At 59.5% G+C, this 26385-nt stretch carries 19 protein-coding genes and 1 pseudogene; 9 read left to right on the top strand and 11 right to left on the bottom strand.

The window, feature by feature from the left end; genetic code table 11:
- Window positions 1-546 precede the first annotated feature (546 nt).
- From BG83_RS0122540 to BG83_RS0122520, 4 genes and pseudogenes are all read right to left on the bottom strand, one after another.
- A complete protein-coding gene (locus BG83_RS0122540) occupies window positions 547-1014 on the bottom strand; it encodes a hypothetical protein (RefSeq protein WP_024978859.1) in 468 nt (155 codons plus the stop codon).
- A 114-nt stretch (window positions 1015-1128) separates the two neighbouring features.
- Window positions 1129-2070: pseudogene (locus BG83_RS28000) on the bottom strand (IS481 family transposase).
- Between the two features lie 57 nt (window positions 2071-2127).
- Complete coding sequence (locus BG83_RS28965; protein ID WP_080693731.1) at window positions 2128-4140, bottom strand: ATP-binding protein; 2013 nt, start codon at window positions 4138-4140, stop codon at window positions 2128-2130.
- 266 nt (window positions 4141-4406) lie between these two features.
- Window positions 4407-8309 carry an ATP-binding protein gene (locus BG83_RS0122520; protein WP_024978857.1) on the bottom strand — a complete coding sequence of 1301 codons (3903 nt, stop codon included), beginning with the start codon at window positions 8307-8309 and terminating at the stop codon, window positions 4407-4409.
- Between the two features lie 576 nt (window positions 8310-8885).
- Here BG83_RS0122520 and BG83_RS0122515 point away from each other — a divergent pair.
- Together BG83_RS0122515 and BG83_RS0122510 are read left to right on the top strand one after the other, a co-directional pair.
- Window positions 8886-10391, top strand: a complete 1506-nt coding sequence (locus tag BG83_RS0122515) for an AAA family ATPase (protein ID WP_200869061.1) — start codon at window positions 8886-8888, stop codon at window positions 10389-10391.
- The gene (locus BG83_RS0122510; protein WP_024978855.1) at window positions 10388-11236 is read left to right on the top strand and encodes a hypothetical protein; all 849 of its coding nucleotides are present in this window, start codon (window positions 10388-10390) and stop codon (window positions 11234-11236) included. Before BG83_RS0122515 ends, BG83_RS0122510 begins: the two co-directional genes overlap by 4 nt.
- A gap of 34 nt (window positions 11237-11270) precedes the next feature.
- Here the strand turns inward: BG83_RS0122510 and BG83_RS0122505 are convergent, their stop codons facing one another.
- Window positions 11271-12971: a phage integrase family protein gene (locus tag BG83_RS0122505; protein WP_024978854.1), complete on the bottom strand. Its 1701-nt coding sequence runs from the start codon at window positions 12969-12971 to the stop codon at window positions 11271-11273.
- 815 nt (window positions 12972-13786) lie between these two features.
- Here BG83_RS0122505 and BG83_RS0122500 point away from each other — a divergent pair.
- The 5 genes from BG83_RS0122500 (at window position 13787) to BG83_RS0122480 (ending at window position 18312) form a co-directional block, all read left to right on the top strand.
- Window positions 13787-15028 (top strand): cytochrome-c peroxidase, encoded by a 1242-nt coding sequence (locus BG83_RS0122500; RefSeq protein ID WP_024978853.1) that lies wholly within the window; start codon window positions 13787-13789, stop codon window positions 15026-15028.
- A gap of 37 nt (window positions 15029-15065) precedes the next feature.
- Window positions 15066-16442, top strand: coding sequence for a porin (locus BG83_RS0122495; protein WP_024978852.1), 1377 nt, complete (start codon window positions 15066-15068; stop codon window positions 16440-16442).
- Window positions 16443-16477: 35 nt separating this feature from the next.
- Window positions 16478-17038, top strand: a complete 561-nt coding sequence (locus BG83_RS0122490) for an FMN-binding protein (RefSeq protein ID WP_024978851.1) — start codon at window positions 16478-16480, stop codon at window positions 17036-17038.
- 83 nt (window positions 17039-17121) lie between these two features.
- A complete protein-coding gene (locus BG83_RS0122485) occupies window positions 17122-17817 on the top strand; it encodes an FAD:protein FMN transferase (protein WP_235193246.1) in 696 nt (231 codons plus the stop codon).
- Window positions 17818-17835: 18 nt separating this feature from the next.
- Window positions 17836-18312: a hypothetical protein gene (locus tag BG83_RS0122480; protein ID WP_024978849.1), complete on the top strand. Its 477-nt coding sequence runs from the start codon at window positions 17836-17838 to the stop codon at window positions 18310-18312.
- 555 nt (window positions 18313-18867) lie between these two features.
- Here the strand turns inward: BG83_RS0122480 and BG83_RS29435 are convergent.
- From BG83_RS29435 to BG83_RS0122450, 6 genes are all read right to left on the bottom strand, one after another.
- Window positions 18868-19053, bottom strand: coding sequence for a hypothetical protein (locus BG83_RS29435; protein WP_152543743.1), 186 nt, complete (start codon window positions 19051-19053; stop codon window positions 18868-18870).
- A gap of 87 nt (window positions 19054-19140) precedes the next feature.
- A complete protein-coding gene (locus BG83_RS0122470) occupies window positions 19141-19629 on the bottom strand; it encodes a DUF411 domain-containing protein (protein WP_024978848.1) in 489 nt (162 codons plus the stop codon).
- Window positions 19630-19651: 22 nt separating this feature from the next.
- Window positions 19652-20581: a copper homeostasis membrane protein CopD gene (gene copD, locus BG83_RS0122465; RefSeq protein ID WP_024978847.1), complete on the bottom strand. Its 930-nt coding sequence runs from the start codon at window positions 20579-20581 to the stop codon at window positions 19652-19654.
- Between the two features lie 4 nt (window positions 20582-20585).
- Window positions 20586-20972: a copper homeostasis periplasmic binding protein CopC gene (gene copC / locus BG83_RS0122460; RefSeq protein WP_024978846.1), complete on the bottom strand. Its 387-nt coding sequence runs from the start codon at window positions 20970-20972 to the stop codon at window positions 20586-20588.
- Window positions 20973-21010: 38 nt separating this feature from the next.
- Window positions 21011-21988, bottom strand: a complete 978-nt coding sequence (locus BG83_RS0122455; protein ID WP_024978845.1) for a copper resistance protein B — start codon at window positions 21986-21988, stop codon at window positions 21011-21013.
- Window positions 21988-23820, bottom strand: coding sequence for a copper resistance system multicopper oxidase (locus tag BG83_RS0122450; protein ID WP_024978844.1), 1833 nt, complete (start codon window positions 23818-23820; stop codon window positions 21988-21990). Before BG83_RS0122450 ends, BG83_RS0122455 begins: the two co-directional genes overlap by 1 nt.
- A 174-nt stretch (window positions 23821-23994) precedes the next feature.
- Here BG83_RS0122450 and BG83_RS0122445 point away from each other — a divergent pair, with 174 nt between their 5' ends.
- Window positions 23995-24681, top strand: coding sequence for a heavy metal response regulator transcription factor (locus BG83_RS0122445; RefSeq protein WP_024978843.1), 687 nt, complete (start codon window positions 23995-23997; stop codon window positions 24679-24681).
- Window positions 24681-26078: a heavy metal sensor histidine kinase gene (locus tag BG83_RS0122440; protein ID WP_024978842.1), complete on the top strand. Its 1398-nt coding sequence runs from the start codon at window positions 24681-24683 to the stop codon at window positions 26076-26078. Before BG83_RS0122445 ends, BG83_RS0122440 begins: the two co-directional genes overlap by 1 nt.
- Window positions 26079-26385: the final 307 nt, after the last annotated feature.

The following is a 26385-nucleotide window of genomic DNA, read 5'->3' as shown; positions in this document are numbered from 1 at the left end:
AATTTTGTTCACTTTCGTGAGGTAGCCCTATTCACTCGTCGGCCAAATACTGCCCAAGAGCTGACCGCATGCACCTGTGATCGGTGCCAGCGTCGGCTGACCCCTGAGGAGCCTGGTGAGTTGCAAGAGCGACTATCGCTTGACCACTCCTGCGGCGTCAATTCTGTCTTTGGTGACGGCAACGTGGTTAGTCTCGACCTGTGGCGGACGGAAGCAAATCTATTCACTTTCGCGAGGTACCCCTGTTCACTTGTCGGCCACACCTACTGCGTGGGGAACAACTGATCGAGTTTGCTACGCGCTGGCCGACAACTGACTAACGCTCCTTATCGGCCCGGTCAGTGGTACCCATCGACAACAACGACGAGTGCGTGTTCGGCATGCGTTCGTTTTCAGAATTTTGTTCCTTATCGGACGGCTTGGAATGGCTGCCACGGCGCCGGAGGCTGAGGATTTGGTGTTCTTGGCTTGTTCGGCAGTTTGCAGCAGCTGGGCCCGCGCGGGTCAGCCCCGTTGATGCGGAAGCACCTCGATCATAGATTTTTCTTAAGCTTGACGAGGTCTACCACCGCACCGCTCGAAAAACTTGTCAGCCTTGCGCTGCTCGTCCCGGACATCTGAATTCATGGCGAACCGTTTCAGCCACTGTTTGTCGACTCGCTTCAGCCTGGTTCGGTCAATTGCGTTTGCAATTAGGTAGTAGCGATATGCGTCCTTCTTGTAGTTCAGCGAAACCGCGTGTCGCGCGAGAAAGACGGCGCTCTCTACGGCAGTTGGATATGTTCTGGGTAACGCTGTACGGAAACTATCCACGCTCTCCCTGTGCTGGCGAGCACTGGACATTCCCTTGAGCACCCTTCCCCGCCATTCTGTGAAATCGGCAGGATGCTTCCTCCACGTGCCGGATTGAAAAATTGCCTTTGCCTTCTCGCCTGAGGGCAACTTGACTTCATAGGTTCCCTCCTGAACCGGCAACACACCGATATCGAGCCACGGCCCCGTCTTGAATTTCATGTTTTTCCCTCTGCCAGCACAGCCGGCGCTTTCCGAGTGTTCAGCACGTCTTATCGCCATAGAGGTCAAGCTCGTTAAGCCGGCAAGCGACGCATTTGTCGTCGACGTCCTCATCTAGGTGTTCAGTCCCGGCATTTGATGGATCGGATCAATCCTGAATCGATCTGGCTCGGCTGTCCACTGTTAGCAGATGAATTCGTACGGGGTTAGACCCTTGAGGGTCTTGAGTCTTCGCCCGAAATTGTAGGCGTCGATGAAGTCAGCCAGGTGCCGGCGCAGTTGAGCGTGATCGTCGTAATGGAAACGTTTAACGGTGGCCTCCGTGATGGTCCGATTCATCCGCTCGACCTGCCCATTGGTTCAGGGGTGTCTGACCTTGGTCAGGCGTTGCTCGATGGCATGCTCGACGCAGACCCGGTCAAAGATATGGTCGAAGGCGTATCGATCACAGGTTCGGTTGGTGAACTGGATGCCGTTGTCGATCAGCACCGTATGGATGGTGTACGGCACGGCATCGACCAAGTTACGCAGGAACTGTGCCGCAATCATCTTGCCGGCTTTGGGATGCAGTTCAGTGAAAGCGAACTTTGAGGTCCTGTCGATGGCCACGAAGAGATAGAGCTTGCCCTCGGCCGTTTGCACCTCTGCGATATCGACGTGGAAATAGCCGATCGGGTAGCCCTTGAACCTCTTCTTGATTGGCTTATCGCCCTCGACGTCAGGCAAGCGCGAGATGCCGTGGCATCGGTGCAATGATGATCGCGTCAGGTGCGGGATCGTCGGCTGCAGCGCATAGAGGCAATCGTCCAGCGGCAGCAGCGTGTTCTTGCGAAAGGCAACGACCGTTGCCTCGTCCTCGACCGATAAAACGGTAGAGCAAGGCTGCTTCGGCCCGGTCGGCAAATCGGTGACCGAAGCTCGCTTCTTCCACTTTGCAACCGTCTTCTGATTGATCCCGTAACGCCCGGACAGCGCGCTCAGGCTCTCTTGACTATTTTGTATTGCTCGACGGACTGCCTCTGTCGCCGTGGCGCTCCCGTGGAGAACCTGGCCCATAGTGCTTCCTTCCATTGCAGAGAAGAGATTGCACCATCAAAACATGGGACCAAACACCTAGCGCAGTAACGAGCCTGCGAATTTCGGTTCAGTCACATATTCATCTTGCTTTGGCGCAGGCAATGCGAGCGGGGCCTGGGTGGCAGTCTGCATGACCTTCGCCGAAAGGTCCGCGCCCGACACATCTTCATATCGCGCGGGAATTCGCTCCTTGAGCCGAAAGAGCCGTTGATGGGCAGTCCTCATGAGCTGACCATAGGTGGCCGCAACCACGCGCCCCCGAAGCATGCCATCCTCCCTAAGCTCTTTCTCCTTCGTGGTCTTCGGCGCTATCTCGTGCCCAATGACGAATGCACGAAACATTGGCGTCCCATCCAGTGCCCCACTGGACAGGAAATCCTGCACATAGCCATCGGCTTGCGTCATCTCCTCACGGCCGATCGCTGACTTTCCCTTCTTGAGTTCGATGATCAGGACGTTCTGTATGCGAGTGAGGCTGGCATCCGTGGGATCAAAGCCCTCAGTGCCCACAATCGAACAAGTCGCGTCGGCCAACACCATGATGTCTGGCCGCTGCTTGTGATTAGCGAAGGCATCCGCGGACACGCGTTTTTTGAATACTTTCTCTGCTGCTGTCCTCAGGCTCACATTTGAGGCGTATTCGCTGCTATCGAACTCTGGGCCAAAGAGCCACCTCGCCTGCGTCACTAACGGATGTAGGGTGTGCAACTCGTCGGTCGTGTCGTCGCCGGAAAGCTTCTCGATTGCAGCAAGTACTGCTAGCCGATGGTCGATCTCATCGAGGACGGAAAGGGCATCACGCACCGTCCATTGACCGAGCAAACGATCAAGACCTTCGATGTCCGACTCGTCGAGCTGTGTAAGCTTTTCAAGCAAAGCCGCCCCGCCTCTGGCCTTCTCTAAATTGATCAGCGCTTGCACCGCTGCGGAAAGGACATCCTGTGAAACCGTCGGTGTCGACGCCACCAGTTCGCGAGCGAAAGTGGCCACCTCGGCCCTACCAAGCTGTGATAGCTCCTTGAACTGTTCCTTGTTGCGGACGAGCGCCTCCTCTGAACTCTCCTCCACGAACGTTGACGAGAGGGAAGCAAAAACGCGTAGCGCATACTGGCGTGCGGCTTGAAACAAGGCAGCCGCTTTGGGGCCTGTTTTGAAACGGGACCAGTCAGACTCGACCTCTGCCATCCAACCATCATCGGCCTTAACCACGATCGAGTAGCGCTTGGCAAAACGTGCGCGGCCGTCAATCACGGCCTCAGCCCCTATGATCCACCCCGGGGTACCCACTAGCCGACCGTTCACCCAGAATGCAATACCTTGATAGAGCGTTGACTTGGCCGTTCGCGTCGAGTCCACGACATAAGCCTCTGCGGACGGGCAACCTTCGATTGCCAGATTCGCCCTCTCGATTAGCCCTGTCTGATCGGCCAGCGACACCGACTGACCATTAACTCGCACAACAAACTGCGGGTCATGTAGGAACCTCGCCGAGAGGATTTCGCGAATCCTGTCCGCATTAGGCAAGTGGCGCTCCACCAATACGGACAGCTTGGTCCCGTGCCCCTGGCGCGAGAATGATGTTTCCTTCTCTATGCGGAATGGAGAATCTTGGCTCTGGGTTCCAATCGCGAAGCTCGCGCCCTTGCTATCACGCCAAGTCTCCACCGAATATTGACTTGCGAAGCACAGCAACCCATGCCGGCCGACCCCGTTGTGGCCATAAGCTCGGCGGCGCCAGCCCTTTCGCTCAGCAGGAAACTCAACGTTCGGCCCCTGGTGCTTGACGCGGTTGTAGCCTAGTCTCATCCAGCGGCCCCTGAACTGGGCTGCACTCATGCCGTGCCCATCGTCCTCGACGGTCAAGACCAATTCGCGTAACGGAGGGATGGTCAGATCCACCAGCGACGCACCTGCATCCCAAGCGTTGGCAACGAGCTCTGTGAGTGCGACTTCCGAATCGTGAGCGATGGACCCAAGCGTCCGCACCAGGTAGTCATCTTCAAAGATCGATTCCGTGACGTTGTCCGTCTTTTTGCGCGGCTTTGCCATCTGTATTCCCCCTGTCCTCATTTCCCTTCAGCCGGGCTCGCGCCAGATAAAGTGCTCCCCAGCATCACCGTCGCTGCTTGCGCTTGCCCTACTGTTCCGAGGCCTTGTGGTAATCCAATGCTGTTTCGGCCCCCATTTTGACGGGTACTAGCGCATATCCAGAGATGCCTTAACTGCGGAGAAACGCTGCACCCAAAACCCAGTTGAGCTAGTGGCGTTGAGCCACCACGACGCCATTGCTCGATATCAGTGGTCCAGCAACAAGGCTAAAGGTGGTACAGCACACCAATTACTGGTACTGCTTGAACAACGCTTCTGAAGCCCGCTTGAGGGGCATCAACAGCGAGCACGTCGGCCACCCCAAGTCCGCCGATTGTCTCGAATCTCCGGAGATGCGACAGTGCTCCGGGTAGCCTTTCGCCCACACGCTTGAAGATGCTGGATCCATCATCTAGATGCAGGGCCACATATGAGTCGATGTGGGCATCAAATCGGTCGAGCGCAATTGGTGTCCCGCCCAATGCGATCTGCCCAGGTAGCGCGAGTGGAACCGCGCTATCTTCTTTGATGCGATAAGCGGCCCGAATTCGAGGAAGAATACCCGTCGCATCAATTTGCACCGCCTCCTTCTTGGAGGCTGGTGGCGGAACATCACGGTCGAGAAGCATACCGACCACTTTGTGTAGCGAAACACTATTCTGATGAACCAGGAGCGTTTGCGGCCCCTTCCGCGGATCGGGCGTTTCAGCCGCCAGCGCGATCATCTCGGAATCGGACGGGCGCAAGATCCGGCGAGCAAAGATATCTTTGTCCTTGCGCGCGACGACCAACATTCGGTCCTCAACAGCGGACGGAATCGCTTCTACAACAGCTATGCTTGACGCCGGCCCAGCAAAGCCGAAATTGTCGGCGCGTACGTAGAAGAAGGCTTTCTCGTCAAACCAAGTAGAGCTTAGCTCTTCAAACTCCGTTTCCTGTGAGTCACCGATCGCAGCGTCTCTGACAAATGCCGTCAAACTGGGCTGAACTAACACCTGGAACGAAGGGACTTCTTGCAGCTCAAGCGGTGCCAGCGCATTGGGTGGAACTGCCAAGGGAGCTCTCCGCCTAAAAAGCCGAAATTCTTCATGGATCCGCTCCGCAGTACGGCGAAGGCGCTCTAGATCGTCAACCACTGCCTTGTTGACGTCGGTTGGTCGAATACTGGCCTTGTCTTGGTGATGGGCCTTGTTCAACAGCACGAGAGCAGGAGCTTTGTCCCGCAGAGCGGCATCGTCGCAGAAGCCACGAAGCACCGGGCTCCTGAAGAGTTCGTTCGATCCTCCGTTGACCAATCCGCGCAAGCGCTGCAAGTGGTCTGATAGGGTCGGAGCGAAATTGAGTGTGGCGGTGGAGGGAAACGCCGTCTCGTCAAAGAAGTCGCCCAACCGGCCTTCGATAAAGACTCGACATTCCGCGACGTATTCTTGCGCCTTTACTGGGTCGTCCGGGTCAGCTTTGTAAGCGTCGCAGGCGCTCTGTACCTTGGCGACGCTCGGGGACAGAAACAACGTCCCACGCATCTTCGTGGCAGGATGTACATATCGGTAGTTCAATGCAATCCCGACACCCTGCGCACGCCGAGCAGTTGCAGCCGCGAACCGGCGGTCATGCGTCGTCATGATTACCTGCGCTTTCGCCTGCACTAGGTCTTCAATGGATTCCGCAAGTCGATCACGATTGTCACCATCGAGGAGTTCTTGCGGGTCATCCAGCAGAAGAAGCCGCAAACCACCACGCGTTTTCAGGATGTGTTGCCAGTAGGCGAGATAGAACCCTACCAAGCTTGCACGTAGTGCGGAGGCGTTGGCAACGTGTTGGGCTGGAGCGGCCAGTCCTGCACTTCCCACAAGCAACTGGAGCTCTCCGTCGCCATCCATCTTCGTGGCGACGAGATCGAGGCTGGTAGAAGGAAATGCGCTCGAGTAAATGCGGTTGCGCCAGCCTACTGCACTCTTATGTAGATGTTTCTGGAGCTGCCCCACTTGCTGTTCTGCGAGTAATCCCACCTTCGCACATTCTTCTAGTGCCCCGCTGGCCACGTGATACGCAGCAAGGCGCCTCTCCTTAGCGCGCCGCTTACCTATATCTTCCGCCAATCGATTGCACAGCTTCGTAGCCTCGTTTACCGGCTCGATAGCGTTCACCATCGATTGCAGTCGAAGAAGGCTACCGAGCAAGGAATTGGGATGGGTTGGTCGATCAGCTGTTGGCGACTGCCCCACGACAGTTTGCATGAAGTTCGCAAGGGCTGGCTGGTTGGCGATTCTCCATGCCGCAAATGCGAGTGCCCTCTCCAGGCGGGACAATGCCCTATTCAGGTCTCCGAGCTCCTTACGGCCATCGGCCAATTGGTAGGTACTTGGTATATCGCAGGTGCTGAATGACTTCAGCACTTCATCGCATGCGGCCTCAACCCCAGGACGAAGCAAGCGGAGCGATCCGCCAAAGGCATCGTCTTTGAACAACTCTTCGATGAGTGCTTGCCGAATCAGGGTGCCGGGGTGGTCGGGCAGATCAGACCTCATCTCCCGCGCCAGCATATCGGGCAAGTCGCGACTAAGCTCGCCGAGTACGTGCTGCGCCCACGTGGAAAAGGTCTTGCCCAAGAGATCGGATTTTGACTGAGCGGCTTCTTGAATATGGGTTTTTACGGCGATACCGGTTACCGGATCGACCGCTGCGTGAATATCTTGACCGCAGACTGCACACAGATCGGTATCGATCCCATGCGGCTCATGTTCGCTCATCCATGTTGCCACCCGGGCATACAAGCGGATTCGTGCAGCCTTTCCCGGTTGCGCGGCTATGTCGTGTAGTGCGTCGGCCTCCTCGATGATCGCGGCAATCCGAACTCTGGTCGCGCTGACCTCGCCATCAGTCAGCTTGGACAAGCCGCTGAGCCGCTCGGCCGACGGCAGCGTGCGCAGATTCTTGACGGCCAACAAAGCAGGCTGGATGCTCTGGACTAAATTAGACCGCTGTACCGCGTCACTTGCATCAAATGTTTCACCGAGCACGTCTTTTGCGTCTTTCAGGCCGTTGGCTTTGAGGGACTCGAGGTGATCCTGTAGCTCTTGTAGGGTGGCTTCAATCTCAGGATCGGCAGATGGTCTAGGGACATCCTTGCTCCACTTAACTCCCGGATGTTCTGCAAAGAGCGTTGCCAGATCGGTATGGGACCGTAGGTAGGCGGCATCGATATCTGCGATTTCGCGATTGCGGTCCTTGGTCAGGTCTCCGTCAATTTTCTTCTTGGCCTTGCCTGCATGCGAAGCAAGTTTTACCAGTGGAGCCATGCCGGTCAATTCAGCAACTGCTTTCCCAAGCTTTGACTCTGCACCCACCTGAATGAACGGTAGGAGACCAGGCATGACTGTGCCAACTTGTGCTCCGACAGGATCCAACCCCAGCGCCGACAAGCCAGATTCCTCATCTTTAAGAGCACCACGTTGTCCGCGACTCAAAGACCTGCGAACAGCGTGACGAGTCTTGTCGTCCCCCTCGAAGATCAACTCCACCCACGTTTCCACCGGCAGGGCCGTCACTGCAGGCCGATCAACTGAGGGATCGGGCAAAGGGGTGACCGGAGGCAGGGTGTGTTGAGCAGAGTCGTCTATCTCGACTGTGAACTCCTTGTTACCAGACTCTGGCGAGCGCTGTGGTCGGAGAATCTCGCCAGTTAGCGCCCAGACGATCGCATTGATAAGTGACGTCTTGCCTGAGCCGTTGAATCCTTCGAACAAGTTTGCTTGTGGCGAGAATTCGAAATAAAAGTCGTCAGGTTTGCTCGTGGAGCTCCCCGCTTGGTGGAGGCCACCAAACTGATGCGCTCGCACTGATACGAGGGTGTAGCGCTGCGCAGGACCTCCAGTGTTGGAAGCGGCTGCGGGCAATGCTTCCGGTTGGCTGGCAGCGGAGTCGACAATTGCTTCAACATCCGGGGTCAAGACATTGCCAGCCCACTTGCCCTTGTGACCGAAGTACCAGTACAGCACGGAGCGGGCAGCATCAGACCCCAGCAAAAAAGGCGAGTTGTTCTCACCAACCCCGATCGACCGGCCACCAATGAGATCAGCGCACAGGCTATCGAGGGTGTGCAAATGCAACGGGCGAAACGTTGTTTCCATGCCAGCCTCCTCCGTTTATGGGCGGCAGTTGTATTCGGCGCAACTGATGGACAGGGTTGCCGGTGCGATCAAATAATAGCTCGCGCAGCCTCATAAGCCACGCTCGACCAATGCGCATCAGCGTCCCTGCGCTCGGAGGATGGAAGCAAAAGCCTCAAAGCGATCTGCAGGCGCGAAAATCCGCAGCCTCTTCAATATCAAGGCCGTAGCTCCGCTGATATTGATTTTTCGCAAGAGTCTATACCAGTGTCATAGGACGATAACTGGTGCCCCCCCTTTCTGGGGGAGCGGCCCCCTCAAATGTTTCCATAAAATGCCGTGGATGGTATTTGCGGTTCCACTACTTGCGGCACGCCGAAAAGGACACGTGTCGCTGCAGTGTCAAGCGAGGGCGCGACTGCGTCAGGGGAAAACCAGAGGCGGCCGGGAAAATGGCCGCTTCACATGGGCGACTCGGCAATAAGCTGCGCTCGCACCTCGAGCGTATTGGCTAGTCGACATCGACATCGGCGTCGGCGTCGGCGTCGGCGTCGGCGTCGGCGTCGCTTGATTCTGATTCAATACAAGGAGAACGGGGTGTCCGAAAAATTCAATTTTCTGCTTCGTGAACGGAGGCAGTCCATCCCTTCAGCGCCACGACCAGCTTTCGTTTTAACGGCAGATAATTGGGATGACTATGGTCACAAAGTACAGTTCTATTTGAGTTATGTCGATGCTGCAGGAAGCACCACGCGCCTTGGTCCGGTCAAAATTCTTCAGAGGACGAATGTTGATGGTCAACCCATTGAGGTTGCAAAGACCACCAAATTGCCGGAAGCATTCTCAGAGTTGGGTAAGGAGTTCGTGTCGCTAGGCCAAGAAGAGGACTACTACAAGAACCTTCACGCGCTCTTCGGCAGCGAGACAGGAGACATACTCGATTCCCTGAGTGACATTGCTTGGCGGCCAACATTCGCTACTGACTTCGAACCAAGTACGGCCTTCCGCAACGCCATGATGCGGGAGAACGGCGCGCACCGTGCCCGCAGATTCGGTGCGAGTTGGGCCGCTGGCGAGCCGATCAATGAAAACCCTGCTTTCACGTATCTCGGGATGATCGAGGGTGCTGACGCCGAAGTTGAAGCTGCATTCGCCTTCAACCCTGGGGATCCCGTCCCTGGCCGCATCGTCGGAATCATTGGCCGTAATGCCGTGGGCAAGACCCGATTTCTTGCCAGCTTGGGCGCCGATCTCGCTCAAATCTCGCGAACCTCGGCGGAGAAACTGGCTGAGCGCGAGCAACGCTTTCCCGGCGGCCGCCCGCTGTTCACACGCATTATCGCCATCTCATATAGTGCGTTTGATCGCTTTAAGCGTCCGCCACCCGACAACTCTAGCAGCTACGTTTATTGCGGCATCCGGAACGACAAGGGCGGTCTATCCCGTGCGTCCCTTATCGAAGCGTACCGTGGGAACCAGAAGCGCATCCGCGATCGCGACGGCGAAGCCGACTGGGCCAGCTACATGCAGATTATCTTGGGGAACCTTGGTGATCAATTGACGGAAAGTCTGAAAGCCGAGATTAGTAGTAGCGCCACTGAGGACGGGGCGTTGTCCCTTTTGAGCTCCGGGCAATCTATTTTGGCTCACTTCGTTACAGCCCTGCTCGCATGGATTCAGCCAAACTCGATGGTTCTATTCGACGAGCCGGAAACCCACCTGCACCCGAACGCCGTGGCCAGCCTGTTTTTGGTGCTGTCGAAAATTCTGGAGGAGTTCGATTCCTACGCGGTGGTTGCGACCCACTCGCCCGTTGTGATTCAGGAAATTCCTGCGAAGCGAGTTCTGGTGTTCGAGCGCGAACAAAACGTGACCGTGGCCAATCCTTTAGCGCTCGAAAGCTTCGGTGAAAGCGTCACGGAACTGACCAAGCATGTGTTCGAGACCATCGAAGTCGAGAGCGTCTACCGCCGAACCCTCAAGCAACTCGCACATGCCGAAACGAGCGCGGCGGTGATGGCCCGCTTCGAGCGCGGTCTGAGCCTAAATGCCCAAGCCTATCTCCTGGCGCAGTACGGTAAGAAGGGGGACAGGACCAAGTGAGAAGCCTGACCGCCCTGCCAGACGATCCAACCTACCTTGACTGGTATGTTGCTATCCGAGACAAAAAGCATAGAGCCACGCGTGCATCGCTTACCGTCGCTCATGATCTGATCGAAGAGCGGTATGAGGCCCACGCTGCCGCCGTCAACAACAATTCATTGGCCAGCCTCCAGAGTCACGCTCAGGCCCTTCTACTCAGCGATACCCTGCGATCCTGCTACAACGGCTCCACGCAACCGTTAGCGCGACTCAAACGCGCAATCCAGGATGTGCAACCCAAACGGTTGCTGAAGTATTGCCCGATGTGTGGAACGACACTACCTCGTACGTTCGATCACTATATGCCCGCAGTCAGGTTCCCAGAATTCGCGGTACATCCGCTGAACTTGGTCCCGTGCTGCTCGACGTGCAACTCCACGAAGGACGACGACTGGCTTTCGGCTGCGGGAGGTCGCCTGTTCTTGCATGCTTACATTGACGAGGTCCCTGACCTGCAGTTTGTCAAGGTGACGCTGCATGAAAACGCCGCTCTCGCGGGCGTAGGTGCGACCTTTTCCTTGGAGAGACCCAATGGGGTCTCCGACGAACTTTGGGGGCTCATCGACTCTCATTTTCGACGTCTCAAGCTGATCGATCGATATGACGAGCAGGGTAATGACGAAGTCGCCGAGATTCTGGCGGACTGCCGGCAGTATCGCGATACTGGTGGCCCGAACATTCAGTCCTTTCTGGAAGGCTGCGCGGTAGACCGGGCTACGGTCTACGGCAGGAACCATTGGATCGCCGTCCTGATGAAGTCTATGGCAGACCATCCCAATCTTGCGGCTTGGGTCGACGCCGCATGAGAGCGATGGCGGTCGGCTGTTTGCTGGCGCCCGATCAATCCGCTGCAAAAGCCGCATTGATCTGCCTAGCCCGCTTCACGTCATCACCGTGCAGATAGATCGATGTCGTCGAGATGGACGCGTGCCGCAGGTTGTCCCGCACGGTAGTCAGCTCTGCGCCGCGCTCCAGGGCATGGGTGGCGTGCGTATGCCGCATCCAATGTGGACTGGCCTTTCGTAGCTTCTCAGCCAGCACAGGGTGATCGCCTTCAATCACGTTGGCCGCCGTTAGGAAGAACCGTTTGGCCACGTTCCACAGGCGCGTCCCGGTCACCCCGCCGTTGGGGGCCAGCCCTAGCGTGCCGATCAGTGAGATTCGCGGATCCCAACGCGTCGGCGTCACTGGCAATCCACGCTCTACCAGATAGCGATCCAGCGCTGCTCGCGCCAGCGACGGCAGCGCAACCTTACCGACGCGACCGCCCTTCCCCACCAAATGGATCCAATGGTCGGCCTGCCTATCTGTTTCGATATCACCAAGCTTCGCTGAAACGAGCTCGTTCGCACGCAAACCGCAGCTATAGCCGAAATCCAATACAAAGCGCAACCGCTGCGCGGCGGGTGCTTCCCAGCCGTAGGACCACTCCAAACCGTCCGCAATCGTACGCACCAGCGACCATTCGCCATCGGTAAATGCGCGAGAGGCATCGACAGCGGCGGTCCGCCCGGTGCCTCGTACCTTGACACCCGCGAACGGGTTGGCCAGCACGTAGCGCTGCTGAATTAACCAACGGAACATAGCCCCCAACACGGACAACGCGTAGGCGATCGAGCGCGCCGACAGCCCATCGGTGAACGGCCGCCATTCGACAGACGTGCGTGGGCGTGCCGGCCCAACCCAGCGTTCCCGCGGTGTCGGCCGGCGCAAGAAACCCCGGTAAGCAATCGCATCCTCGGTGGTGAGCGACGACAACGGCCGGTCGCGTTCAACGATCGCCCACAAGATCAGGCGCTCTGCCTCTTTGCGGTAGGACCGTTGGGTGGCGGGCGATTCGTGCAGGGAAAGCCACGCCTGCACGGCCTCGTAGTCGTTGTCAGCGGTGAGCACACAGGTCTCGCGCGGCGCGCGGAATTGCCCCTGCGAGCCGTCGACCTCGGCTGGCAGGCGCAACTGCTCCCACGGCATCACCACGCCGCGGACCTGTTCGGCGATCAATGCCCGGGCACGCTCGGTCAAACGCGGGTGTTCCGCAAAGAACGCCTCGATGCGCCGCGCGCTGGCCTTCCCTAACCCCGGGATGACGGCCCACCACCGGCGTCTGCGCGGCACGCGCACGGTCAGGTCGGCCAAGGTGTCGATACCCGCGGCACGCAGTGCGGCGACGGCGCGTGCGTCCAGCCACAACTCCACGTCATCGCTGATAAGCGGGGCTGGTAGCGGCAGCGTGCGGAGCAGTTCGATCGCCTGGTTAGCCGCCCTCCCCTGTCTTGCGCGCTCGGCCGCTTGTATCTCGAACAGCATCGCCAGATCTTCGCGCTGCCGCCGCCGCGCAAACGCCGCGAGCTGGCGCCGGATGCGGCCAAGCACGCCGCGCGAAGACTGTCCAGGCGTCAGGCTTTCGCCCAGGTAGCGCTCGACGGCCTCACGGGTCGACAAGCCGGCATGCCAGGCGCGCAGCGCCGCCAGTTCGACGGCATCGGGCAAATCAGACGGGGTGCCGACGGAGAGATCGACGGGGAGCAGACGCGTTTTCATGGAAAGCAGTTTAGCGCCACCATGTCGCTATTGCGATAAGAATAGTTATCGCAATAGCTTGGTAGCCGAGCGACACAATACGTCCTGACGTGCATGAGCTGTCCGACTCAAGAAAATCTAACGACGCTCGCGATTTATCTTGATGGTCGGTCGCTCTAGCTTCCCGTACGAAACTGGGCGGCAGGTTGGTTTCTGAAAGGGGTGTCCACATGGCTGAGATATGGGTCGACCGTGCTCCTTCCGCAAAACTATTCCCCTGTCGTCGTGGGTGGTGTCGTCCATCGACGCCGTCGTCCACTGTCGAGACTCATTGAATCTGGAACTTTGGTCACTCAATTTGGAACTCTCAGAGTTGCGACGCACGCACCTTCGAATGTAAACCCAACATTCCAGTCACTTAAGCGTTCGCACTACCAACCGGCACAAGCCCAGCGCCCGAGGGAATTGGCCCGATGCCACGACCTTACACCGGTCGGCGACAACGGATTGGCAACGCCGACCTTGGCATTCATCAATGCCGGGCGCCGCCCGTCACAAAACGCGTGATTTCCCCTGACGATTCGCTTAGAATGCGAACGCGAATTGTTCCTATTACCATTAATCGAGTCGCTTGAGCGGGCCCGAGAGCCCACCGCGCCAGGGAAATGAAAGAAAGACAACGTGGAGGAGGAACCCGTGGCGCCAGCAAGGTGACGCGGGTGGGATCGGGCGCGGCTTGGCTGCTTGCGGCGACATTGCTGAGCGCATGCGGCGGCGGGGATGGCGGCGGCAATACGACGTCGACGGCTTCGATATCGACTGACACGCTGTCGGCGATGGCACAGGTCGGCAAGCAAATCTTCTTTGACCAGACGCTCTCCGCCTCGGGCAAGCAGTCCTGCGCGTCATGCCACGACCCATCGCGCGCTTTCACGGATCCGAACAATCTGTCTGTATCGATTGGGGGGCCGAATTCCGATTTGCCCGGCCTGCGAAACACGCCGTCGCTAAATTACGCTTCGTTCACGCCGAACTTCAAAATCGACAGTGCTGGCAAGGCTTCCGGCGGTTTTTTCCGCGATGGCCGTTCGGCATCCTTGGCGGATCAGGCGCAGCAGCCGTTTACCAATGAATTCGAGATGGCCAACGCCTCGGCAGATGACGTGTTCAAGACGTTGCTGACGCGCCCGTATCTCGACCAGTTCACGGCGGTGTTCACCAAAACCGGCATCCAGGACAGTGCGGCGGCCATGCAAAGCATCGGCCGCGCGCTGGCGGCCTTCCAATCCGAAGACCCGAGCTTCCACACTTTCGACAGCAAATTCGACGCCTACCTCGCCGGCAAGACAACGCTGACGGATGCCGAGACGCGCGGTTTGCTGCTGTTCAACAACCCGACCAAGGGTAACTGCAACGCTTGCCATATCTCGACAGGCAAGGGCAGCACGCCGGCGTTGTTTACCGATTTCACGTACGACAACGTCGGTATTCCACGCAACTGGAGCATCACCGCCAATCAGGAAGGCACCACGCTGCCGTACGTGCCGAAGAACGGCCTGGCGCTAGGCAGTCCAAACTACAGCTACTACGACCTCGGCATTTGCGGACCGCTGCGTACGGACTTTCGCGTGGGTGGCTCGACGTGCGGCAAGTTCAAAGTGCCGACGCTACGCAACATCGCGCTTACGTCACCGTATTTCCACAACGGCGTGTTCCAGACACTTGATCAGGTGGTGGCGTGGTACATCACGCGAGATACCGACCCGGGCCGCTGGTACGTCAAGGCCGATGGCACGCCCGATGTGCCGTACAACGATTTGCCGGTTGGCTTCGATGCCAATGTGAACGTGGCCGAAGTGCCATACAACCCAGGCACCGCGCCTTCGCTGACGAACCAGGAAATGAGCGATCTCGTGCACTTCCTGTGCACGCTCACCGATGGATTCGATCCGGCCAACCCGTCGGCCTATCGCGTACCGGCGCAATGCGGTTCTACCGCAGCCAGCGTGGGTGCCGCCCGTATACAGACTGTCTCTGCCAGCGGGGCCACGCTGAGCAAGACGGCAGCACGCAAATAAGCCAATTCAAAATTCCAAGACCAGGGAGCGTCACAGCATGAAACGAACCGCCTTGTCGGTAGCCGCCGCTATTGCGGTGATGGGGGCCGGCGCAGCCAATGCCGCCACCACCGCGCAACTCGAACAGAAACTCGACGCCATGGCCGCGCAGATTGAAGCGCTCAAGGCGGAGCTGAAGGAGGTGAAGGCGCAGAACGCGACGCTCGCAACCCAGCAGCAGACGCAGGCGAAGGCACAGGCACAGCAAAGCGCTGCCCTGCAAGACGTGCAGCAGACTGTGCAGACGGCACAGCTCGCCTCGAGCCGGCCGTCGCCGCTCGACAACCTCACGCTGTGGGGCTACGGCGAAGTCAACTACAGCCGCCCGACGCGCCGCGCCGAAGACACCAAGATGGACCTCGCGCGCGCAGTGTTCGGCATTGGTTACAAGTTCAACGACAAGACGCGCTTCAACTCCGAGTTCGAGATCGAGCATGCCATCGCCTCCTCGTCTGACTCGGGAGAATTCGAGGTCGAGCAGTTCTACATCGATCACAAGCTGACCGACAAGATCGGCCTGAATGCGGGCCTGTTCCTGATCCCGACCGGCTTTATCAACCGCAACCACGAGCCGACCAACTACTACGGCGTTCATCGCAACTTTGTCGAGACGCTGATCATTCCGAGCACGTGGCGCGAGGGCGGTCTCTCGCTGTATGGCGATACCGATTTCGGTCTGAACTGGAACGTTGGCCTGACCACCGGTCTGAACCTCGCCAAGTGGAATTTCAACCCGGAAAACCCGCTGTTCAACTCCGCCCTGGAGATGCAAAACAACGGTGCCGGTCCGCTGCAGCAGACGCACCAGGAGCTGGGGCTGGCCAGTGCGAAGAACCTGTCGCAATACGTCGCGCTGAACTACACGGGCATTTCCGGCCTTACGCTCGGCGGCTCTATCTTTACGGGCAAGAGCAGCCGCTCGAGTACCGACGCACCGCTACCGGAGCAGCGCGCCACGCTGTATGAGGCGCACGCTCGCTGGACGCCCGGCAAGTGGGACCTGTCAGCGCTGTACGCACGCGGCACGCTCAGCAACACCGAGACAGTCAATCAGGCCAACCCGGGCGCAGCCAATCCGATGCCCTCGGCGTTCTACGGCTGGTTCATGCAAGCGGCGTACAACATGTGGCAAAAGGGCGACTATCGTTTCGCTCCGTTCGTCCGCTACGAGCGCTACAACATGGGTGAAAAGTACGCAGGTCTTGCACCGGGCTTCACCTTCCCCGCCGGTTGGCCTTCGCTGTCCGACACCGTGTACACCATCGGCGCGAACTTCTATCTGAACCCGAACGTTGTCTTCAAAGTGGACTACCAGCGCTTCAAGCAGAACCGCGATTTCTCGCGTGTGGATCTGGGCCTGGGCGTGTCGTTCTAAGCTGCGGGAGCGGCAAATCCAAGGAGGTGCAAGTCATGCGTTACCAGCCAGTGCCCATTGTTCTTGTCTGTGCCGCCGCCGTGGGGGCGCCGGGCATCGTTGTCACTAAGGCGTTTGCGGCGGATTACCTGTCCGCTGCCGAGGCCCAGAAAGCAATGTTTCCCGACGCAACGGGCTTTGAACCGGTACCGCTCACGCTCTCAGCCGACCAACTCAGGCAGTTGGCCGAACGTGCGGGCGGCCCGGCCAAGCCGGGTGCGTGGCGCGCATGGCAAGCCAAACAAGGAGATAAGACGCTCGGCTACTTCGTGACCGACGCCGTCATCGGTAAATTCGAGCTCATCAATTACGCCGTGGCCCTGAACACAGCCGGCGAGATCAGCGGCGTTGAAATCCTCACCTACCGCGAAAGCCACGGGTACGAAGTCCGCAACAAGCCGTGGCGGACCCAGTTTCTCGGCAAGTCCGCCAAATCGCCGCTGCGTGTGGGCGACGACATCAACAACATCAGCGGCGCAACGCTGTCGTGCACGCACCTGACCGACAGCATTCGGCGCATTGCGGTGATGGCACAACTGGCGCTCGTCCAACGCTGATGCTCGCAACTTGCAGGCGCGCGCGGCCGTTGCTCGGCACACTGGTCGACGTGCAGGCTGAAGGGCCGGAGGCCGAAGCCGCCGTGGCGGCAGCGTTCGACGAGATTGCCGCCGTTCACGCGCTGCTGAGCTTTCATGCTGCAGACAGCGAGCTGCAAGCGATCAACCTCGCGGTGCCGGGCACACGACTGCGCGTTGATCCAAGAACGTTGACCGTACTGCGCTTGGCCTGCACCTTGCACGACGCATCCGCGCGCGCATTCGATTGCCGGGTTGGCACACCTGAGCAACTGGCCGATACGCGTTTTCCTGTCGCCTTTGCTGGCGATGTCGTTTGCAAGCAGACGTTCGCACGGATGGACCTGGGCGGTATCGCCAAGGGATATGCCGTCGATCGCGCAATTGAAAAGATGCGAGGCTTGGCGGTAGACAGTGCAGTCGTCAACGCAGGTGGCGATCTGCGGCACCACGGTGCCCGCCCGATCACCGTGCAGGTACGTGACCCACGCAGTGCGGCGCGGATCGCTGCAACCGTGCGCCTCGACAATACGGCGCTCGCCACCTCCAGTGCTGGCGGGCTTGGCGCAGGCCCCGATAGCCCATCCCGAATTCATAACGCGGACCGGCTCGCGCTTCCGGCTCTCGCGGGGGCAACCGTGCGGGCACCCACCTGCGTGCTGGCCGATGCGCTGACCAAAATCGTGCTGGCCACCGGCGACGCCGCGAGTCCGCTCCTTGCCCAGTACGGTGCGGCGTTCACCGTATACTCGCCCGGTTAATTCGCTGCCTCGTAGACCATGTCTGTTTCTCCGCGTTTTCCCCTCCATGTGCGCGAGAGCGCGTTTCGCCTGAGCCGCCGACGGCGGTGGATGGTGTATGGCGTGTTTGCTGTGCTCTTCATCACCGGCTTGGCCTGGCTCGCACTGCATTTCCTCGACGAAGGCAGCGACACCGGCACGCTAGCGCTGGCGTGGAGCATGAAGCTGCATGGCGCTGCCGCCATGATGAGCTTGTATCTGTTCGGCATGCTGTGGGGCCCGCACATCCGCAACGCGTGGGTGCGACAGCGCAATCGCACAGCTGGCGCAATGCTGGTCATCCTGACGATCGCGTTGGTACTGACAGGTTATGCGTTGTACTACGTCAATGGCGAACTGGTGCGTCAAAGTGCAGAAGTGTTGCACTGGTCAGCGGGCATGGTGGTGTGCATCGCCCTGTGGATCCACATCTCAATCGGACGGCGCAAGCGCAAGACGCCCCCTTTTCAAATATGAGCGGCGTATCGCTCGGCCGAGCAACGGCATTCCCCGTTGTCCGCGCTCAAGTGAGCTGACGCACCGCCGAAACGAGCTCCACTTCTCTACATAACGCGACACAGCGCGATCCGCGCTAGCTCTTTTCGGGTCCAGATACCGCTTTGCGCCTTCTGCCCCAGTCGAGAGTCCGATACCATCTTGCCAAGGTTTGTTAGCGTCGCCGCTCTACTACTTGGCCTAGGTACCGCACCGCACTGTATAGGGCAGACCATGAGTGAAGACTGGGAACGCGTGACGAAGGCTGACCTCATTGCGATCTATGACGCGGTACTGGATCCAATCACCGAACGGTTCGGAAAAACTAAGCACAGAGAACGTCATCCGGGTCGTCTAGTTTGGAAGATGGCGTGCTTCTTGCACGAAGGTCGACGGAAATATTCCGACTTGATCCCATGCGCTTCAAACTCGCGCACAGCAAGTGCAATCAGCGCATACCCCGTCTGAAAAATGGCGAAGCAAGGCCAATCAATCAACCTCGAAATGGTGCGCGACCAAGGAGCTGAATCGCGAAGGTCACTTGCGGCGGCGTGGCTTATTTGACGGCCGATGTCCACGCAGGCTCTTGCGCTCGGCCGACCGTCGCTCAGCACCGTGTTTGCGGCGCAAATACCACGCAAAGCCGATCAAGACGCCGATCCAGGCAATGAGAACCAGCGCCATAGCCGTTTGAATACTGGCCGGCAGATCGGTGGGAGACATTCCTCTCATCGAATCCCCTCACTTCACCACGCGTGCGAACGCTTCTGCTGGCTCACTCATCGCAGGTTCCGTTGAGTGTCCCGTCGATCAGTCGTATGCCTGATACACGGTAGATTGGCCATCGGCGCCGATGAGCAGCACGTTGTACGCCATGCGCCGTCCGCCATAGGTAGGCCCATCCATTCCTGGTGCGCCAAGCGGCATGCTCGGCACCGCGAGGCCGACCGCCTTCGGCCGCTCGCGCAGCAGCCGTTTGATCTCACGCGCTGGAACATGGCCTTCCAAGGCATACCCTTGAACCATGCCCGTGTGGCAAGAGGCGTAGCGTTCGGGCATCTGCGCCCTTTTCCTGGCCGCAACGGTGTCTTCGACATCATGCGCGGCAACATCGAAACCGTTGTCGCGCAAATGCGTGAGCCAATCTTTGCAGCAGCCGCAGGTCGGCGTCTTCCAAACCTCCACAACAGGTTTCGATGCCGACTTCTGCGCGAAAGCGATGGCCGGCAGGAGCGCCAGGCCGAGTGCAAAAGTCCGCCTCGTTCGGGACAGCGGTTTGGCTTGCGAGGTCGTGGTCATAGCGTCATAGAACAAGAAGGTGTCAGGTTCCCGCGGGAGACAGCACTCCCAGCCAGGCTACCAGAGCAAGAATCAATATGGCCAGGCAGGTCTCAGTGAGCAGGCTCTGGCGCAGGGCTGCCACAGCTTCAGCGTGATTGCCATCCTTCAGCGCTCCTGCAAGACGCGGACTTAACCGATACCGGTTGGCCGCAGCTAGAACCAACATCAGTGCGAACAACGCCAGCTTCGCGACCAATAGGCCACCGTAGGCCGTGGTCAGTAAGCCGTCTGCCGTGGGGCCGACGATCAGCAGGTAATTGATCGCCCCGGTCAGCACCAGGGTGGCGACGATCACCGTGCCAATGTGGGCAAAGCCGTTCGAAGCGCGACCCAGCAAATCGGCGACTTCGGATGAGGCACCGCGCGCGCCGTTCGAGAGAACGACGAAGGCAAACAATGCTCCGACCCATGCGCCGGCTGCCAGCAAATGCGCGATGTCCGAGGCGAGATGCAGCCCGCCTCGCGTACCGTCGTCCATCGCACCGTGACCGGCCCAAGCGACCGTCGCCAGCGCAACGGCGCCGAGCGCTGCCAACGCGCCGAACCGCAGCGCGGGACGTGTGCGCAGCGCGGCAATCAGGGCAAGCGCAGCCAATAGGACCACGATGCGCGCCGTCCATGCCAAACCGACCGATGTGCCCGTCATGATCATGCCGAAGACGTGGGCAGTCAGCTCGGCATATTCGCTGGCCCCGGTCATCGTCTTGGCCATCATCACCATGCTGACAAGCGACAGACCGATACCGAGCACGGCGGCCAAGCCCACAATGCGGACGTACTTCCACGCCAGCGCCGAAGTCCGGTCATCCGGCCGCATGGCGTGTAAGCTGAACAGCGGCACCCCGAACAACACCATCAAATCGAGGTAGAGCGCAAACCGCAGCGCGACTACCAGCCAATCATCTGGCATCGGCTTACTTCACTTGGAACGAGAAGTTGCCGTTCACGTTGTGTGTGTCCGACGACACGGCACGCCAATCGACGCGGTACGTTCCTGCCGACAACGGCTGCGTGGGCGTAATGACCATGGTCTTGCCATCTTCGCCGCCCGAGACTTTGGTGGCCACCTTCATCGGAGCATGGTCGGTCATGCCAGGCATGCCCGTCATCACAAGGTTCGCGCCCGAAAATTGCGGCATAAGCGTTTCGGAGAAATGCAGTTCGATCTTGGCAGGCGCGGCAACTTCCGCTTTGTCTGCTGGCGTCGAGGAGACAAGCTTCGGATGCGCGAACGCGGCCGATGCCAGAAGTGCCATGGAGGTGCCGATGATGGCCTTGGTAGCAAAACGAGAGGTGAACATAGGGCGCCTTTTTTGTTGGGGAGGTTGGGAGGAGAAAATTAGAACCAGAGGCGCACACCGGCCACAAAGCGCGTGTCGCCACGGCGCCCACCGGCTGCCTCAATCATGTTGGCTGTACTGCCAAATGCTTGGCTGCGCTCAATACCGATATAGGGGGCAAACTGACGGCTGAACTCATAGCGCAGGCGCACGCCGACCGTCGCGTTGGACAGCCCGCTACCAATGGCGAGATCTGGGTCCCGCTTGCCGTAGAAGTTGGCTTCGATGCGCGGCTGCAGAATCAGCCGCTGCGTCAGCAGCAGTTCGTAATCACCGGACAGGCGCAATGCCGTGCGGCCGCTGTTTCCGACATAGGCCGTCGCTTCGACATCAAACCAGTACGGGGCCAAGCCTTGCACCCCGAATGCCGCCCAGTTGCGCGCAGGGCGGCCGAAGCCTGTGTCATTCCGAATCCCGAGTTGGGTATCCCAGAATGTTGCCACGGCATGGCTCCAAAGAAGCTCGGTGCGTGCTTCCTCGAAGCGTCCTTTCGAGACGTCGCCCTCAGCTTTGAGGACAGCCTTGTTATACACGCTGCCGAAACGGGCCTGCAGCTCGTAGGCCGTTGCATTGGCATCGCTGCCGTGCACCCACTCCAACCGGTCCACCAGCACCGATCCGAAGTTGTGTTCGTCCGCCATCATCATGGCGTGGCGGGGGTCACCCAGCGCGTACTTGCCGCTGCCCAGTTGGTAGCCGCCCGAATAGGCGTCAGGGTCGCGGGCGTCCGCCGGTGCCGAGCCGCCTTGCATCTTCATACTGCCATGGTCCATGCCTTGCGCGGAACCGTGATCCATCCCCTGCATCGAGCCGTGGTCCATGCCCTGATGTTCGGATTGCGATGCTGGCGCGGTCTCCCCATTCATCAGTTGGATGTCCTGGGCCGACGCGGCACCGATACCGGCGATGGCCAGCGCTACCGTCAATAGTGCCTTTGCGTGCTTGCGCATGATCGGTCTGTTGTGAAAGTCGAGCATCAGGCCACCACCACTTCGCGGAACATGCCCGCATCCATGTGCAGCATCAAATGGCAGTGCCACGCCCAGCGGCCGAGTGCATCCGCCGTGACAAGAAAGCTGATCCGTTGGGCAGGCTGGACCGGGATTGTGTGTCGACGCGCCTGGAACGTGCCGTCTGGCGCTTCCAACTCACTCCACATGCCGTGCAGGTGCATCGGGTGCGTCATCATCGTGTCGTTGTGAAGGATGACACGCAGCCGTTCGCCGTAGCGGAAATGCACCGGCGTCGACTTGCCGAACTCCACGCCGTCAAATGACCACGTGTAGCGTTCCATGTTGCCCGTGAGGTGCAGTTCCACTTCGCGTTGCGGGCCGCGCTTGTCCATGGGGCCGCCGATGGTGTGCATGTCGGCGAGCACGAGAACGCGTCGCCCGTTGTTGCGCAGCCCAATCCCCGGGTCATCAAGATTGGTACGGGCCGTGTCAACACGCATGTCCGTACTCGGGCCGTATTCCGTACGTGCGTGCCGGGCTTTCTTGCTTGGCACCTTCAAGCTGTCCGCTGCGCCAGCAGCCTCCGCGTGCTGACCATGGTCCATCATGGTCATCTCACCGGAGTCCATCATGGTCATGCCGCCGCTGTCGCCCATCATCTGCATGCCGCCATGGTCCATGCCGCCCATGCCGCCCATGTCTCCCATCATGTCCGCCATGGACAGCCACTCGACCTTGTCGAGCGCGGGAACTGCCGCCTGCAAACCTTGGCGAACTGCCAGCGTGCCGCGTGCGTATCCGGACCGGTCCATCGACTGCGAGAAGATGGTGTAGGCGTCGTCCTTAGGTGACACGAGCACATCGCACGTTTCGCCGGGGCCGAAGCGAAACTCGTCCACCGTGACCGGTTCGATGTTTTGTCCGTCGACCTGCACAACCTTGAGCTTCAACCCGGGAATGCGGACGTCGTAGAAGGTGTTGCCTGACCCGTTGATAAAGCGCAACCGCACCGTCTCGCCCGGCGAGAACAACCCCGTCCAGTTACCGGCAGGGGTAACGCCATTGGTCAGATACGTGAGCGTAGCAGCGGAGAGGTCTGCCAGATCCGTCGGGCTCATGCGCATCTGGTTCCACATGGAGCGCTTGTCCATGGCCGCCTTCCAGCCGTCGTTGGAGACGTCACGGAAGAAGTCCACCACCGTGGGCCGATGGTAGTTGTAGTAATCGCTCTGCGTTTTGAGCTTGGAGAGGACCCGCATGGGGTCTTCGTCGGTCCAGTCCGACAGCAGGACGGTATGGTCGCGATCGGCGCGGATTGGGTCTCCATCGGCAGCGTCGATGATGAGGCCGCCGTACACGCCGGTCATCTCCTGGAAGCCCGAGTGCGAGTGATACCAGTAACTGCCGCTTTGCTGGACCTTGAACCGATACGTGAAGGTCTCACCGGGCGGGATGCCATGGAAACTGATACCGGGCACGCCGTCCATCTCGAACGGCAGGATGATGCCGTGCCAGTGGATCGATGTCGGCGCCCGCAGGCGATTGGTAACACGCAGGGTGACAGTGTCGCCCTCGCGCCAGCGTAGCGTGGGGCCAGGCAGCATGCCATTGATCGTGGTCGCCATTGCTGGCTTGCCGGTGTAGTTGACCGGCGTCTCGTCGATCACCAGGTCGAATTCGGTGCCGCGCAGCACCGGAGCGGTACCCAACGCGGTGGACGAGGCCTGTGCCGCCAGCGATGAAGTGAAGCCACCCAGCCCCAGACCGGCAATCACTCCGCCGGCGGCCAAACCTTGCACAAACCGGCGACGTGGCAGGTTCGGTAGTAGGAGGCCGGATGCACGATTGCTGCGCATGATCGAATGTTCCTTACGTAATGTTCGACGCTGAAAGCTGCGTGCAGACTACCCAGCACTAGGCTACCCGCACCTGACCGAAACATTACAAATCGGTCATGTTCGTGTGATCTTGCCTGCAGCGCGGTACTCTACAGCCCACGTATCCGCAACAAAAAGTGATTTGGGCGCGCTATGAAGCTATTAGTCGTCGAGGACGAACCCAAAACGGGGGAATACCTTCAACAAGGCCTCACGGAAGCCGGCTTCGTGGTGGATCTGGCCCGCAGCGGCATCGACGGCCTGCACCTGGCCATGACCGGCGACTACGACCTCCTGGTGCTCGACGTGATGCTGCCCGATGTCGATGGCTGGCAGATCGTCCAGTCCTTGCGGGCATCAGAACAGACAGTGCCGGTGCTGTTTCTGACAGCGCGCGATAGCGTCGCGGATCGCGTCAAGGGGCTGGAGATGGGCGCCGATGACTATCTCGTCAAGCCATTCGCGTTTGCCGAGCTGTTGGCTCGGGTACGCACGCTGTTGCGCCGCGGAACCGGCGCCGTCGCGGCCGATCGCATCCAGGTGGCCGATCTCGTCTTGGATCTGGCCCGTCGCCGTGCGTCACGAGGTGGACAAAAAATTCCGCTCACAAGCAAGGAGTTCTCCCTGCTTGAGCTGCTCGCGCGCCGCAGTGGCGAGGTTCTGCCGCGCTCGCTGATCGCCTCCCAAGTCTGGGACATGAACTTCGATAGCGATACCAACGTGATCGACGTCGCCATTCGGCGCCTGCGCGCGAAGATCGACGACGACTTCGAGCCCAAGCTGATCCACACGGTGCGCGGCATGGGCTATGTGCTCGAAGACCCCGAGGAAGCGGCTTGATGGGGCAATTCTCGCTGACTACACGGCTGACCGCGTACTTCTCGCTGTGCTCAGCCGCCGTCCTGCTGGGACTGGGCATTGTGATTGCGCTGGCGATGGATCAGCACTTCGCGGTTGAGGACTACACCGCGCTGCGTGAGAACGTCAGCGTCATCCAGAAGATCGTCGAGTCGAGCCCGGCCCCGCAGGTGCCAGAACGCATCCGTGAAGCGCTGCAACATCGCACCGATCTCGTTGCCCGCATCCAAGGTCCGGATCGACACATCCTGTATGAGACTCAGGACTTTGATTTCCAGGCTGCGGCGCAAGCTTTGGCGCAGCGACGTCGTAACGCCGACGCCCTAGTCTGGGAGCAAGGCGGCCAGCAGTATCGGGGCATGCACGCGGTCATCCCGCTGCATGATGGTTCATCGGGCGTCCTGGACATCCTGTTGGGCATCAACACCGACATCCATGCCCATTTTCTCCATACGTTCCGCGGTACGTTGACCTTCTACATCGCGGTAGCAGTACTGGCCTCTGGCTTGTTCGGATGGTGGGCTGCACGCCGAGGACTGGCGCCACTGCGCACGATGGCTTCGCGAGCGCGCATAGTGACGGCCGACAAGCTTGACGAGCGCATGCCGGTTGAAACCGTTCCAGAAGAAGTGGCCGATCTGGCCGCCACCCTGAACGCCATGCTGGAGCGGCTACAGAACGACTTCCGCCGGCTTTCGGACTTCTCGACCGACATTGCACACGAACTGCGCACGCCCATCACCAACCTGCTCACACAGACGGAAGTTGTGCTCTCGCAGCCCCGCGAAGGCACCAAGTACCGGGATGTGCTGACGTCCAATGCCGAAGAACTCCAACGCCTGGCACGCATGGTGTCCGACATGCTGTATCTCGCCAAGATGGAGCACAGCCTGACCTTGCCGAGCGCTGAGAACATTCGCGTCGCCGACGAGATCCGCGCGTTGTTTGAGTTCTATGACGCGCTCGCCGAAGACAAGGGCGTTCAGCTCGAATTACGTGGGGATGGCCACGTCATGGGTGACCGTCTTATGCTGCGCCGCGCGTTGAGCAATTTGCTATCCAACGCGATTCGCTATACACCGCGACGCGGCCACGTGACCGTCTCGGTCAGCGCTGAGCGCGAAGGCGTCGTGATCTCGGTAGACAACGACGGTAACGAGATTGCCCCGCATCTCCTACCGCTCATCTTTGAGCGCTTCTTCCGGGCGGATAAGTCGCGCGCACGACCTGAGTCTGAAAGCTCCGGCCTCGGACTGGCCATCACCAAGGCGATTGTTGTGGCACACGGCGGCACCATTGCCGTGGCCCGCGTCGACGGACGCACTCGTTTCTCCATCCGATTGCCCCACCCCGCCGAAAACGCTGAAGCCCTGGCTTGATCGAACGCCGGCCGACGAGCGCGCATTCACACTAGCGTACCCAAGGTGTACGCCTTTCGGGCAAACAGCGCAGCCACTTGTACTGCGCGCCATCCAAAACGAGGCCCGAGTCAGGCGCAATTGCAGCCTCCTGTAGCTTCTGCTTGGATCTCGGTCCCACGATTACGCCTCCCCGAGCTGTCCGCTGTCCAAAGCGCCAGTGTCCCGTGCATGGCGAATGCCATCGCGATTTCCTCGCGCCCTCATTACATGTCGATTACATAGGCCAGCCCCTTGAGCTAGCGCAAAAGGCCGGCCTGGAGCGTAC

Source organism: Ralstonia pickettii, assembly GCF_000607165.1.
Classification (GTDB): domain Bacteria; phylum Pseudomonadota; class Gammaproteobacteria; order Burkholderiales; family Burkholderiaceae; genus Ralstonia; species Ralstonia holmesii.
This window is presented reverse-complemented; position numbering and strand designations above follow the sequence as displayed.